At 62.5% G+C, this 13,182-nt stretch carries 12 protein-coding genes, 6 pseudogenes and 1 other annotated feature; of the genes and pseudogenes, 4 read left to right on the top strand and 14 right to left on the bottom strand.

Annotated elements, in window-relative coordinates; translation table 11 throughout:
- Window positions 1-227 (bottom strand): transposase (locus H512_RS0119335; RefSeq protein WP_026784817.1); only part of this gene is annotated, 227 nt, incomplete at its 3' end.
- Window positions 228-321: 94 nt separating this feature from the next.
- Here H512_RS0119335 and H512_RS25075 point away from each other — a divergent pair.
- Window positions 322-843, top strand: a complete 522-nt coding sequence (locus H512_RS25075) for a helix-turn-helix transcriptional regulator (protein ID WP_084798633.1) — start codon at window positions 322-324, stop codon at window positions 841-843.
- Between the two features lie 147 nt (window positions 844-990).
- On the opposite strand, the gene H512_RS25070 is transcribed toward H512_RS25075, so the two are convergent.
- Entirely contained in the window at window positions 991-1,959 is a 969-nt protein-coding gene (locus H512_RS25070; RefSeq protein ID WP_245585461.1) for a TraG/TraD/VirD4 family protein, read from the bottom strand.
- 381 nt (window positions 1,960-2,340) lie between these two features.
- Between H512_RS25070 and H512_RS0119320 the strand changes: the two genes are divergently transcribed.
- Both H512_RS0119320 and H512_RS26620 read left to right on the top strand, forming a co-directional pair.
- The gene (locus H512_RS0119320; RefSeq protein ID WP_006023694.1) at window positions 2,341-2,928 is read left to right on the top strand and encodes a hypothetical protein; all 588 of its coding nucleotides are present in this window, start codon (window positions 2,341-2,343) and stop codon (window positions 2,926-2,928) included.
- A 337-nt stretch (window positions 2,929-3,265) separates the two neighbouring features.
- Window positions 3,266-3,484 (top strand): annotated as a pseudogene (locus tag H512_RS26620) (ArdC-like ssDNA-binding domain-containing protein); the annotation flags it as partial.
- Here the strand turns inward: H512_RS26620 and H512_RS0119305 are convergent.
- The 4 genes and pseudogenes from H512_RS0119305 to H512_RS25060 form a co-directional block, all read right to left on the bottom strand.
- A pseudogene (locus H512_RS0119305) lies at window positions 3,481-3,965 on the bottom strand (transposase); the annotation flags it as partial. The pseudogenes H512_RS26620 and H512_RS0119305 sit on opposite strands and share 4 nt — an antisense overlap.
- Window positions 3,568-3,684 (bottom strand) — a sequence feature (AL1L pseudoknot). It overlaps the preceding pseudogene by 117 nt.
- 163 nt (window positions 3,966-4,128) lie before the next feature.
- Window positions 4,129-5,298: a cation:proton antiporter domain-containing protein gene (locus tag H512_RS0119300; protein ID WP_026784815.1), complete on the bottom strand. Its 1,170-nt coding sequence runs from the start codon at window positions 5,296-5,298 to the stop codon at window positions 4,129-4,131.
- A gap of 48 nt (window positions 5,299-5,346) precedes the next feature.
- Window positions 5,347-5,769, bottom strand: a complete 423-nt coding sequence (gene trxC / locus H512_RS0119295; protein ID WP_011982916.1) for a thioredoxin TrxC — start codon at window positions 5,767-5,769, stop codon at window positions 5,347-5,349.
- 51 nt (window positions 5,770-5,820) lie between these two features.
- Window positions 5,821-6,653, bottom strand: a pseudogene (locus H512_RS25060) (SDH family Clp fold serine proteinase).
- A 199-nt stretch (window positions 6,654-6,852) separates the two neighbouring features.
- Here H512_RS25060 and H512_RS26615 point away from each other — a divergent pair.
- A protein-coding gene (locus H512_RS26615; protein WP_425414192.1) for an IS5 family transposase occupies window positions 6,853-7,631 on the top strand; the annotation gives its coding sequence in 2 pieces (ribosomal slippage) (window positions 6,853-7,177 and window positions 7,177-7,631; 780 coding nt in all).
- A gap of 74 nt (window positions 7,632-7,705) precedes the next feature.
- Here the strand turns inward: H512_RS26615 and yfdX2 are convergent.
- From yfdX2 to H512_RS27380, 8 genes and pseudogenes are all read right to left on the bottom strand, one after another.
- Window positions 7,706-8,593: a heat resistance protein YfdX2 gene (gene yfdX2 / locus H512_RS0119275; protein ID WP_026784812.1), complete on the bottom strand. Its 888-nt coding sequence runs from the start codon at window positions 8,591-8,593 to the stop codon at window positions 7,706-7,708.
- 102 nt (window positions 8,594-8,695) lie between these two features.
- Complete coding sequence (gene yfdX1, locus H512_RS0119270; protein ID WP_012754163.1) at window positions 8,696-9,610, bottom strand: heat resistance protein YfdX1; 915 nt, start codon at window positions 9,608-9,610, stop codon at window positions 8,696-8,698.
- A 22-nt stretch (window positions 9,611-9,632) separates the two neighbouring features.
- Window positions 9,633-9,776, bottom strand: a pseudogene (locus H512_RS26610) (Hsp20/alpha crystallin family protein); the annotation flags it as partial.
- 13 nt (window positions 9,777-9,789) lie between these two features.
- Window positions 9,790-10,479 (bottom strand): annotated as a pseudogene (locus H512_RS25055) (IS3 family transposase); the annotation flags it as partial.
- A gap of 14 nt (window positions 10,480-10,493) precedes the next feature.
- On the bottom strand, window positions 10,494-11,057 hold the full coding sequence (locus tag H512_RS0119260) for an NADH dehydrogenase ubiquinone Fe-S protein 4 (protein WP_012754162.1): 564 nt from the start codon (window positions 11,055-11,057) through the stop codon (window positions 10,494-10,496).
- 1 nt (window position 11,058) lies between these two features.
- Window positions 11,059-11,679, bottom strand: a complete 621-nt coding sequence (locus tag H512_RS0119255; protein ID WP_012754161.1) for a hypothetical protein — start codon at window positions 11,677-11,679, stop codon at window positions 11,059-11,061.
- A 211-nt stretch (window positions 11,680-11,890) separates the two neighbouring features.
- The gene (locus H512_RS0119250; RefSeq protein WP_026784811.1) at window positions 11,891-12,538 is read right to left on the bottom strand and encodes an HdeD family acid-resistance protein; all 648 of its coding nucleotides are present in this window, start codon (window positions 12,536-12,538) and stop codon (window positions 11,891-11,893) included.
- Window positions 12,539-12,564: 26 nt separating this feature from the next.
- A pseudogene (locus H512_RS27380) lies at window positions 12,565-13,182 on the bottom strand (flagellar biosynthesis protein FliA); the annotation flags it as partial.

The raw sequence follows: 13,182 nt of genomic DNA, 5'->3' as shown, positions 1-13,182 counted from the left end.
GGGATACGAAGCTCGACTGTGCCAGCACGTGTCTCCCAGTCCCGGTCGCGATAGCCGTTGCGCTGGGCTAGTCGGAAGCCATTCTTCTCGCCATAGCCCGCGCCGGTCTTCGTGCCGACCTCCAGCATCATCAACTTCTCGGCAGCAAAGCCGATCATCTCGCGCAGCAAATCGGCGTCGGCGCTCTTCTCAACGAGTGAGCGCAGGTTCATCATGTCGTCGGTCATCGGTGGTGTCCTTCAGGTTGGTCTTGAACAACCCGACCCTACCGGAAAACACTGGTGACCACCGCTACCCTGCTACACCACGCCCTGGGACACGATCCGATACAACGACAACGGCTATGTACTTCGTGATCCCATCGTCTCTCGATTGATATATGATCGGGCACCCTTTGCGTGGGCTGACGCCTATAAAACCGATCGTGAAAGACAGAACGTCAAACTCATTAGTGGAGAGGCGTCCGAGTTCGGGCTCCGGGACGGCTACGTCGTGCCGATTCCCACGATCGAAGGTGACGTCGCCGCGGTGTCTTTCGGTGGCCCGGCGTACGCTGTGGAGCCAAGTGAGGTTGCGGCGCTTAATTTCGCCGCAAGCTACGCGGTCGGGAGCTATCTGCATCACAGAATCGCACGCAGGCGACTGTCTGCAGCCTTGACGCCGCGAGAGTCGGACTGTCTCGTGTGGGCGGGTGAAGGAAAAACGGATTGGGAGATTTCGGTTATTCTAGGCATCTCCCGCGCAACGGTTTTGAAGCACGTTGCCGCCGCGCGGGAGAAGCTCGGAGCGGTAAACAAGGCGCACGCCATTGCGACGGCGATCAGAATCAAACTCCTCGCGTAAGCTCATGGCAGCGTCTGAGAATTGATAAGACGCACGGCTCAGCGAAATGAATTTAGCGACGTAAGGGAGCTTTTGAGACTGTAGCTGCGCGGGCTCTTAGAAGCATCTAGCGTCCCTCGCGGCGCGCTCTCTAGCCGCCTCAAAGCCTCAGCGCTCTTCTCCGAACTCACTATGTAGATCTTTAAGGGTCTGCTCTGCCTGGCGAAGTCTAGGTCCAGGTGCGTCTACTACGATATTGGTCATTGCCGCGAAATCGTCAGCCTCGTCCCGCCTCGCCGCAGCAAGGATATCCCGCACATTGCAGGTCTCTCCTGAGGGAGCGGGGGGGCCAGCGCCGAGCTCGAGAGCCTTGCGGGGCTGCGGCGCCGGCGCCGGCGCCGTGGTCAGAACAAGGGGCGCACGGGCTTCCTTTGCGGCGGCGCTGGGCCTCTTTGCCTTCGGCGCACTGGTTTGAGCCGGCCGGCGGGGCGAGACTTTGCCAGATCGCGCCGGTGCGCGGGCAGCGGCCGCCTCCGTTGGCTCCAGATGTGACGTGTCGGGGCCGGGGTTAATCGCTCCCTGAAGGGATTCATCATGCCAGACCCGCAATCTGGGCAGAGGCGGCGGGACGCTTCTCGCGCGCTCGTAATAACCGCGATATGGCTTGTCCAAGTAGTGCCTGATCTTGGTCAGCTCGAACGACGGAGAATTTTTTACCATCAAGATGGAAAGGCGCGCCGACATTTCCCGTAGCTCGAGCGGGCTGCGCAGGGGGCGCGGTGTGTAGTGCGGCGACCAGACTCGGGGCGCGAAGATGCCCTGGCCCGGCCGCTGGATCGGCGTCTTATAGACCTGCGTGGTCTCACCAAGCATTTCGGAAACGAAGTCCGAAGTCTCAAGATCGTTGATCTGGATGAACAGCTTGATCTGCGAGCCAGAGACTGTGGTGATGCGGGTGTTCTTGCCGTAAAGCTCGTCGAGCTGCGCGAGGTCCTGCATGACGATTGCCATCCGGAAGCCATATCCGGCGCTGATCGTGATCTTGGAAATCAGCGAATCCATTCGGCCGACGTGATAGAACTCGTCGAGCATCAGCAGAACCTGATGCGGCTCGTCGTCGCCGGGAATCTTGACCATTAGAAGGTCGTGGATTTGCTGGAACAAGAAGCACGGCGTGTCGTGAGCGTGGTGATCGGCGTGGCCAGGTCCATCCTTTCCGGCATCGCCAACCCGGCCCGCACCCTGTCGGCCCGCCCCTCGGGTTTGCTGCGGTCTGCGCCCCCGGCGGTCCGCTTCAAGACCAAGCCGCAAGCGGCCGGAGCCCGCCAATCTCGACAAGGCCCGGCCGCGGCCTGCGCAGGGCTGGAGCCCCGCTTGTCCGCAACCGGACCTCGCTCGCCTGGCGGCTTCCGGGTCTTGAAGCGGCCCTCGTGCCGGCGGCGCCGGGCGACCGCACCCGAAGGGGGTCCGGCAGGGGCCGGATCGACCCCGACGGCGCAACCAGGAAAGGGCACTCCCATGACCAAGACCGCTCGCGCATCCCGCCCCAGCGCCCGCGTTGTCCAGCTTCGGCGCGGCACCACGGTCGAAATGATCCGGCTCGTCTGCCCCGACGCAGCGCAGGCCACCCGCATCGCCGAGAGCTTCGGTCTCACCATCCTCGACAGTGACGGCATCCGCGATCTGCATCAGCGGCTCATCACCGAGACTGCGGACGTGCTCGGCGAGGGCCTCAGCGAACGCGCCATGCAGATCCACCTGCAGCGAATCGTCGGCTCCTATGTCGGCTCCGCCCACGGCGCCGGGCAGTTCTACAGCCGGGCCGTGACCGACGCCCGCGAGGCGACGGCGCGATTGGCCAACGACGCCCGCGACGAGGACCTCGACGGACCCGTCGGCTTCGACTCCGCGGCCCAGCGCAAGCGCGAGTTCGCCGCCGAAGTCGGGGTGCAGGCGCACGCCCTGCGCATGGCGGCCGAAGGCGCGATCGCCGCTTACGAGCACGTCGTCGGCGAGAGTTGGAAGCCGTTCGAGCGTCAGCCCGAGCATCCCGGCGAGACCGTCAGCCGCAAGGCGGCCGAGGTCCAGATGGCGGCATTCGAGTGATGCCGCCGGCGGGGCTTCGGCCCCGCCTTTCTTCCTCTCCGACCAATTCCGGCCGGTCCTTCGGGACCGGCTTTTTTCATGTCGCGCAGCGCGGACGCGAAAAGAAGGGCGGAAAGGAGAAATGCGGGCGGCCATCGCCGCCCGTCTCGGCTTTCGGTCCATGCTCCGGCCTGCGCGGCAGCGCAACGGCGTGGCCGTCCTCCACTGACGTTCCGGTCCGGCGCGTCGCCAGTCATCTCGCTCATGAACCTCAACCGGATGCGCGGCCGTGCGGGCCTCCGCGGCGGACCGCCGTGACGGGCCGCGATGGGCGCGGCCTCCAACGGAGGTTCGAATCATGACTGGTAAGGAAACAAAGTCCCGCGTCGACGTCTATGCGCGGATCACAGATCGCATCGTCGCCGACCTGGAACGCGGTGTTCGCCCGTGGATTCAGCCGTGGAGCGCCGCGAACGGCGCCGGACGCATCACGCGGCCCCTGCGCCACAACGGCCTGCCCTATCAGGGCATCAATGTCGTACTGCTCTGGTCGGAGGCCGTGGCGCGCGGCTTCTCGGGGCGCAGCGCCTCATCCGGGCGGGCACGGTCTGACAGCCGTGCCGGATCGGCCCGCTTGGCCAGACGTTCATAGTAGGTGGAAGGGGCGATCGGCAGCACGCCACAGATCGGCTCGACCCCATGCATTCCCCGATGTGCATCGATGAACGACACCATCACTTCGACCGGCGGTCGAGCTCCGCCATCGCAAAATACGCGCTCGCCTTACGAAGAATTTCGTTCGCCTGACGCAACTCGCGGTTCTCCCGCTCCAGCGTCCTCATCTTCTCGGCCATGTCGGTTGGGATGCCCGCGCGCTTGCCGCTGTCGACCTCGGCCTTCTTGACCCACTCGTTCAGGGTCTGGGGCGCACAGCCGATCTTCGCGGAAATCGACATCACCGCCTGCCACCGCGATCCGTGCTGACCTTCGTTATCGAGGACTAGCCGCACCGCACGGTCGCGCACTTCGGGGGAAAATTTGTTCGTCGTCTTGCTCATGATGCTCCATCCTACTCAAGAGTTGGAGCCTCCGGCAAACCCGGAGCGGTTCAATCCCTTCGGCCCGTGATGACCGCAATGGGGGCCGAAGGCTGACTTTGCTTGGTTAGAGTGTCAGCATTTCTCGCCTTGGCCGCCGCAAAGATATGGCTGCCATACTTTGTCAACAGGGCCTAATGTCGATTGGTCCTAGGCCTGACCCCGCCCATCTAATCATAAGACTTCCAGCCAACATGCTCACTCCAATCGCGAGGAGGAGGGGGCCGGCGAACTCGTTGGCGACAATGCCCGACGTCGAGGAAACCGATAGCAACATCAGGCTGAATTCTCCCCCGTTGGCCAGGATGACTCCGGTCCGCAATGAGGTCTGAAGCGCTTCGCCGAATAGTCGGGCGACGACCAAAACGATCAGCGTCTTGCCCGCGAATATAATCGCGAGCCAGATCAGCACGACAGGCCATGCAGATGGAATGATCCAAAGTGGCAATTGAGTCCCGATGCTGACAAAGAAAATCCCGACAAACAAATCGCGGAAGGGCCGAATCTCGTTCTCGACAGCATGGCGCGCGTCACCCTCGCCGATAATCATGCCGGCCGTGAATGCAGCGAGTGCCGGAGAAAGACCGGCGGAGGCCGCGACAATCGCAGACCCGAGCGCAATGGTAAGTGCGAGGAGTTGGGCAAGCTCCGGATCGCCACGCGACGCTACCCAACGGGCAAGCACCTGCAACGGGCCACGGGCAGTGAACAGAGCTGCAACCAATGCCATTGCACTGGCGACGACCGTTATCACGCCATGTCCCTCGGCGGCTCCACTCATCGAATCGTGCAGAAGCAGGAATGCGACAGCTGCCAAGTCTTGAAACAGAAGCACTGCGATGGCCAAGCGCCCATGAGCCGATCCAAGAGCGTTCGCGCCTGCGAGCACCTTGAGGCACATGGCTGTGGATGACATCGCAACGGCCCCGCCGATGAGGATTGCGGAAACTGATGCGAGATCGAAGACCAAACTCGCTACCAACGAAACCGTTATCGTCGTGACTGAAACCTGTACAGCCCCAAGACCGAAGACATGCTTCCTGAGTGTTACGAGCTTCTCGAAGGAGAATTCCAGGCCGAGCGCGAACAGCAGCAGCACCACTCCGATTTCGCCAATACTGCTCAGGGCAGCGCTCTCCGCAATCAGGCCGAGGCCAGCGGGTCCAATGACTATACCGGCAAGAATGTAACCGACGATGCTAGGCACGCCAATCCGTGAACATATCGTCACGAGTACGAACGCGGCGCAAACCAACAAGGCCGCACTTTCGGCAAATCCAGTCACGCCATGCATGTTCTTCTCCTGATATCATGTCGCAGGAAATGCCAATACCTGTATACTCTAAACGTGCGACCGCGCCCACTGCGCTATCTGCGCGGCAGGCATTACACCGCTCGTCCTCGCGATTTCCTTGCCGCCCCTGAACAAGATCATGGTGGGAATGCCGCGGATCCCGTAACGGTCGGTGATCTGCTGTTCGGCTTCGGTATCGAGCTTGCCGAGACGGAACTGGGGTTCGAGCGAACGCGCCGCAGCCTCGAACTGAGGTGCCATCATCTTGCATGGCCCGCACCATTCCGCCCAGAAATCGACGAGCAGGGGCAGATCGGCATCGGCGTGTCGGTCGAAACTGGCGGCGGTCAGTGTGACTGGCCGGCCCTCGAACAGGGCGGCGCCGCAGCGGCCGCAGCTGGGGTTATCCGTCAGTCGTTCCTGCGGAACGCGATTGACGGAACTGCATTTCGGGCAAGCAACGGTGGGCATTCTGTTCCCCCTTTGAGTGTCGTTTCGGAGGGGCAGGCAGGGCGGCGCCGTTCAGCGCGAGGTCGTGGCCCGCCGGGCCTCTCGGTGGCGGGGTTCGGGCAGGTATTCGACGCCGCCGCCCAGACGGCGGACGGGCTGCGGATAGAGGGTCATCAGCTCGAGTATTTCCTCGGGCATGTCGGTCCGTACCGGCAGCCCCATCTCGCGCGCCTCTTCCGCAGAGATAGGGTAGTCGTGCGTCCAGGTGCCGGTGGCCAGCTGCGCCGCCAATGTCGCCGCCTTTTCCTCGTCCATCTTGTCGGTCAGGAGCCGTCGCGCTACGGTCTCGACTTGGGCGATCGCCTTTCGACCGACATCGGCCAAGACCAACGTCTGGTCGTCGATTTCCGTGATCGGCTTTTGCTCGACGACCCTGATGAGTGAAGCCGCGGGCATTTGGCCGAGTTGCGGATCGATCGGGCCCAGCACGGAGTGGTCGCACATCACGATCTCGTCTGCGGCCAGAGCGATCAGCGTTCCCCCGACATGGCGTAGTGAGGCACGAAAACTGTGACCTTGCCCTTGTGCCCCTGGATGGCGCGAGCAATCTGCGTGGCAGCGAGGACCAGTCCGCCGGGGGTGTGCAGCACGATGTCGAGCGGCATTTCGGCGTCCGTCAGCTGGATCGCGCGCAGGACTTCCTCGGAGTCGTTAACGTCGATGTAGCGAACCAGGGGAAAACCTAGGAGGTTCATCGTCTCCTGCCGATGGATCATCAGGATCACCCGGCTTCCGCGCATCCTCTCGATTTGAGCGATCTTCCGAGTGCGCATCGCCTCCAGATACTTCCTCTGCAGTGCCGGCTGCAGTGCGGAGACGATGAAGAACAGCCAGAGCAGTTGCATCAAATCCATGGATTTCCTTTTCCTTTCCTTCGCCCATCCGGCAGGAAGCCGTATATTCCCTCGTCGCGGTAGTAGTTGCGATAGGTGACTGCAGGCCTGCGTAGAGTCGGACTAGGCCGCGTGGACGAACCGGCACAAGGGGGATTCCCCCGAGGCGGATGACGTGATTCGAGGCTGACCTCTGGAGAGGAGGTCGGCCTTGGTTCGGGATCGTTTGACGGATGCGGAGTGGGCGATCTTCGCCCCGTTCCTGACGGAGCAGTCGGCCCGCGGCGGCCGCCCACCGAAGGACCACCGGCGCACGCTGGACGGCATCTTCTGGATCACCCGAACCGGCGCGCCGTGGCGTGACCTGCCCGAGGAACTCGGGAAGTGGAACTCGGTCCACCGCCAGTTCCGGCGCTGGACCACCTCCGGCATCTGGGACGTGCTGTTGCAGGCGCTCGCCGACAGCGGCGGCGAGGCCGACATGCTCCAGATGATCGACAGCACCATCATCCGGGCGCACCACTGCGCTGCCGGAGGAAGGGGGGGACCCAAAGTCAGGCTCTCGGCCGCTCGCGCGGCGGCTTCTCGACCAAGCTCCACCTGCGTGCCAATGCCGATGGCCTGCCCATCAGCGTCGTGCTGACGCCCGGCGAGGCCCACGACCTAATCGCCTATGACGACCTCATGGCCGAGCGCGACAGCGATCCCGGCGTGCTGCTCGGTGACAGGGGCTACGACAGTGACCGCCTGCGGCAGGATGCGCGCGACCGGGGGGCCCAGCCGGAGATCCCGACCAAGCGGAGCCGCAAGGTGCAGCACAGCGTCAACCGAAGCCTCTACGCCCTGCGTTCCCGCATCGAGTGCTTCATCAACCGTCTCAAGAACTGCCGCCGCGTGGCCACCCGCTACGACCACACCGCTTCCAGCTTTCTCGGCTTCGCCCTGCTCGGCTGCATCCGCTTATGGATCAGGTTCGTCCACGCGGCCTAATGGGGTGAAAAAGCATACACTCCTGAGCAAAGAGAGGGGCGCGACGCGCCCCTCTTACGCCCTATCCAGCGGTTTCAGAACAACTTGGACAGCTTTGCCTTGATTTCATCGAGCCAGCCTTTTCCGCCGCCTCCCCCAGCCGTCTTTTGCTTGACTTTCCTGAGTTCAGCATACAGGGGCTCAAAGTCCTTCTTCTTTCCATAGCCCAGCAGTTCTGCCATTTCCAACTGCTGCCGCGCTTCGTTCAATAATGTCTCCAGGCGCTCATTGGACGCTTCGCTCCGCTGACTATCTTCTACCAAGGTCTCGGCGCGCTTCAGGAGCAGCCTGGCGCGCAGGGCGGGCAGCGGATGCACGCTGCGCGTCTCGACCAGCGTGCTGAGCGCTGCCTGCAGCGCGGCTTTGGCTTCTTCAATCTTGCCCTGATCGATCAGCGGCACGACTGACTTCACGGCTGCGGGATAGGACGCCAGAGGGATGTTGGTGACCGCGATCACGATTTCACTGGCCAGCAAAGCCAGCACGTGACGTGCCTGTTGCACCTCGCCATGTTTGAGGGCATCCAGCGCCTCGTCGGTCATCGCCTCAATGGTTTCCGTGTTGGCGAACAAGTCGTGCACGATGGTGCGCACATCAACGGGGGCCAGGGCAAGCGTGGGTTCGCGCGCAACAATCAGCTCCAGCTTTCCAGTCACTTCGGCCAGCATTGCCAATGCGCGTGCAGCGTCCTTGCCGTCAAGTGCGGCCAGCGCTGATTTGGTCAGCGCCAAGGCCGAGATGGCCTCATCGAGGACTTGTCTACGTTTGTCTGCCGCCTGCGAGTCCGTTTCCTTCTGAACCTCAGGCTGTACCTCCGTGACGACTTCAGGCTTGGCCTCTGGACTGACAGGAAGGCTGCTTACCGCGGCCTGTTCGTTTATTTCTTTGTTCGTCGCATTGGGATTCGATGTTTGCTCATTCATGGTGATATGCCTCGTATGAGTTAGTGAAAATAGGCGAATCTATTGGGGCTGACTGCGAACATCGCGAGACTGACCGACCGAACAGTCGGCCCCTTCATCACCTCAAAACAGCTTTTGGAGGCGCGTCTTCAACTCGTCGAACCATCCCTTGCCGCTTTTGCCACCAGCCGACTTTTGCTCAATGGACTTCACCTGATCGAAGATGGGTTTGAAATCCGCCTTCTTGCCATAACCCAGGATCTGCGCCATCTCGATCTCCGTGCGCACGGACGACAGCAAGGTGCTGAGCTCCTCGTTCTGCTTGGCATCGCGCTTGTCGGCCTCGGCCAGCTTTTCAGCTTTTGCCATCGCGGCTTCAGCCCGTAGCACGGGCAGAGGAAAGGCGACCGAGGTCACCACCAGCGTGTTCAGTGCTCGGGCGAGTTCCGCCTTGGCGTCGTCGATCTTGCCGCTGTCGATGAGCCGTGCGGCCGACTTGATCGCTGCCGGGTACGTTGCCATCGGCAGGTTGTCGGTTTCGATCACGATTTCGCTGGCCAGATTGGCGACGATGGGCCGGGCCTTTTGCACCTCGCCATCACCCAACAACTCCCGAGACAACTCGACCGCTTTCTTCACCGTTTCCACGTTGGCGTGGATATCGTGGGTGATGACGCGTACATCGACCGGCGCCAAAGCAAGTTTGGCGTCGCGTGCCAATACCAGTTCCAGCTTTCCGCTGGCCAGTTCCAGCGCAGCGAGCGCCTCCTTGGTCTTCTTTGCATCAAGGAGTGTCAAAGCCTCCTGGGTCTTGGTGAGCGCCGTGATGGCGTCCTGAGTGAGCTCAGCACGCTTTTTTTCGGCTTCCCGGGCGGCCTTGTCATCTACCTGTGGCTGCGCCGCCTTGGATGCGGCAGAGGGTGCTGCAGCACCTGGGCTAGAACCTGCCGCCGATTGGGCCTGAGCCGGTCCGCTAAGTCCGACGACGACCGCCAGGGCAAGTGCGGAGAAGGTTGATTGGGGCTGTTTGATATTCATGATCTTGGGCTCCTAATTAAAGTTAGTTGACTGAGATTTCAATCTGTTTCGGTTTGGCTTGCTCGGCCTTGACAAGCCGCACTTCCAGCGCGCCGTCTTTCATCGAAGCCGTCACCTTGGTCGAATCAACGTTGTCAGGCAAGACAAAGTTGCGCACAAAGTGACCTGCCACTGAACTTTCATCCAGCGGCGATTAGAGTCTCGACCGTTTCTGTTACGCCGTTGGGCGCGGGTTGAGCAACGGGCGGAGACGCGAAGCCCTTATCGAGCGAAGCGTCGGAGCCGGTTGCGGTAAGGGTTCCGGCGAAGGCCGCCGGGGTCTGGTATCCGAGCGAGGAGTGCGGTCTCGCGGTGTTGAAGTCCTGCCTCCATTCGGCGATGGCGCTGCGGGCGTGGTCGAGGCCGAAGAACAGGCTCTCGTTCAAGAGCTCATCGCGCATCCGGCCGTTGAAGCTCTCGACGTAGCCATTCTGCATGGGCTTTCCGGGCGCGATGTAGTGCCACTCGACGCGATGATCCTTCGACCAGGCGAGGATCGCGTTCGAGGTGAACTCCGTGCCGTGGTCGGAGACGATCATGCCCGGCTTGCCGCGTCGGGAGATCAGGTCCGTCAGCTCACGAGCAACGCGGCGACCGGAGATCGACGTGTCCGGGATCGCTGCCAGGCATTCGCGCGTCACGTCATCGACGATGTTGAGCACACGGAAGCGCCGCCCGCAGGCGAACTGATCGTGCACGAAGTCCAGCGACCAGCGCGCGTTCGCCCTTGCCTCGACCAGGATCGGCGCCCGCGTGCCCACCCCGCGTCGCCGCGCCCGGCGCTTGCGCACCGTCAGGCCCTCCTCGCGGTAGAGCCGGTAGATCGAGCGCATGTAGCTGGCCGTCATCCCGTCGTCTTTCTTGCAATTGTCACACCCGTCCACGCCGGAGGATCAGAGGCGGGGAAGGATTCGAGCGAGGCTTCGAGGACCGGATCGAAACTCTCCCTGTCGCTGGTAGACGGGTCGGCCGTGCTCTCATGCTGGACGCCTCTTGAGAGGCGGCGATCGGGGCGGAACGGGACCCGGAAGGCTCCCGGGGCATCGACGCCCCTGTGCAGCCGGTGGCGCGTCTCACCCGCCCAAGGGTTCGCCATCCGGGCTCCCCCAGCGTCCTCGCGCACGACATAATGCCAGTCCTGCCGCTCTGCGAAGTCCACGGCGCTGTCGCGATCCGGAAACTTCAGCCGGATCGGACGATAGGGATCGCCGCTGGACGTGTATCCCATCAGCGGCTCGATCTGCGGCGGCCGGGACGGCTCGAACTCGAGGACCCAGTAGTTGGGCCGAGGCGCCGATGTCATCGCGGAACGGGCAGGACGGTAGATGATTGCCGTCGGCACGTCCCAGGATGGCAGATCGGTTCCGGGAATTTTCGGCGGGAATGGTGGGCGATTATGGCCGCGCATATCAGTTCTCCCGGGTGTCGGTGGATACGAGAAGGTGACGTTCGAGATCGTCGAGTTTTTCCATTCGCCTCGAATTCAGGCGAACGGCGCGTTCGGTGTTCTGCGAAGGAAAGGCAGCAGCGTGCAGGACGTCCGACCGCATCGCTATCGTGAGATCGGCGACGGCATTCATCACGCCCTCTCCGTCCCCGTCCGAGAGCGCGCCGTCAGCAAAACCGGACTGCAAGCTCTCCAGTACCTGCTCGAAGCTGGACACGACCCCTGCACTCGCGACCACAGCCAGCTTGTGGCTGAGAACACGCAGTTCATCGATCAGCTTCGCATCGTGCCTTGCGGTTTCCACGATCTCTGCGACCTTCTCGATGCAGGCCATGTAAATGTCGCATTGCTGCTGGAGGATGATGACCCTTCCTTCCTTGCGAAGCTCGAGATCGGTCTGGCGATTGAGAAGCGCCGCGGTCAGAATGATCGTGACGACAGCGCCGAGGAAGATGAGCGTCATCTCCTGCGCGAAAGGCAGTATGTCTTCGGCAAGATACATCGAACGAAAAACGAAAACGATGCCGATGCCCAAGGCAGCGGCCGCAGCAGCAAATGCCAAGTCAGGCAGGCGGTTCGACATCAGCACCTCGCATTTTCGGTGTCAGGTGGCATGCACGGCTTTGCATCGGCGTCCGGCGCCTCTGCGTCCCGGTGCCGCAGGAAGATTGGCGTCGGACCGCTGCCGAACGGATTGAAGCCGGTGCTCAGGCAACGGTCGAAGATCGTTTCGTCCCATCGGGTGAAATCGTCCTCCTCGCCGGCAAGTCGCCCGTCATCCACCACAGGGCACCTCACGCCTTTGCCGATGGGGGAGCGTCATCGAAGGCCGCACCGTCCGAACGATCCGCCTTGCGAAGCCGTAGCCCGAGGAGGATCATCATCACCCCGAAGACCGCGGCGTAGAAGCCGATCAGCCAGCCGAGCGCGAGGAAGCTTTCGACCGGGCGCGTCAGCAGCATCCAGGTCACGACGACACCGAGAACGACCGAGAGAAGGCCGCTCAGGATCAGCCAGATTTCGCCGTTGATTTCCTTTCGCAGGCGGATCGCTGCCGCGATCTCGAGGGCACCCGAGAACACGGACCAGAATGCGATGCTGGCCCAGAGGAATGTCGCAAGCACAAGCGTCGCGACAAAAGGCGAGACAACCACGACGACGCCCGTGGCGATGCCTAGAATGCCGCTGAACATCAGCCAGCCCCAGCGTTCGCCCTTGCGGATGTTACGTATCGCGGCGACGAGGCCGAACACGCCGTCGGCAAAGGCGAACGCGCCGAAGACCAGCGTGAGCGCCAGAAGCGATTCCGCAGGCATGACGAAGGCTAGCACTGCGATGATCAATGCGAGCACGCCGCGTAACACGAATGCCCACCAATTCCGGGACAGGCTGCACAGCATGTCCTGCATCTTGTCGGTCGGGTTTTCAGAGGCTATGGTCATTGGTCGATCTCCTATTGAGTTGCATGTCAGGTGTCGGAGCCGGCCTCCTCGCCGGTTAGGGCGGCGGCCACGCGGCGGCGATCCTCGATCGGCTGAGGCAGACGCTGCGTGTGAGCGATTTCCCGTTCGATGGGCGCGCGGCCTGATGGATCTCTGACCAACCCGGCTTCGGCAAGCCTCGCGCGTAGTGTCGCGCCCGCATTTTCTGCGATCTCGGCGACCACTGTCTCGGTCAGGCCGAAAAGGTCTGCCGTCTCCGCGATCGTAGCGTTGTCGAGGTGGAGCCGATAGAGAACGCGGCGTTCGACCGACGGAAGATCGGCGATTGCCCGGTGCAGCACCATGGCGATCTTATGCCGATCCGCTTGGCTCTCGGGGTCTGTGCCGCCGTCGTCGGCGAGGAGGTCCTCCAGCATCAGCACTTCGTCGGGCTGGTAGAACTCGAACATCGCCTGATCCGCCTCGGTCGGATCCTCCGCCGGGGCCTCGGGTTCCGCCTCGATGGAGGCGGCATCCTCAGGCACGGCGCGGCGCGCGGCGCGCGCCTCGGCCTCGATGGTCTCGAAAGCCAGTTTCAGCAGCCAGTCGCCTATGGAAAACTCGGTGGGCCGCTGCTCGAACCTTTCCAGTCCCTTGAGGATCGT

This window comes from Pleomorphomonas koreensis DSM 23070 (genome assembly GCF_000425185.1).
GTDB classification, from domain to species: domain Bacteria; phylum Pseudomonadota; class Alphaproteobacteria; order Rhizobiales; family Pleomorphomonadaceae; genus Pleomorphomonas; species Pleomorphomonas koreensis.
Note: the sequence above shows the minus strand (reverse complement) of the source record. Positions and strands in the feature narration are given on the sequence as shown.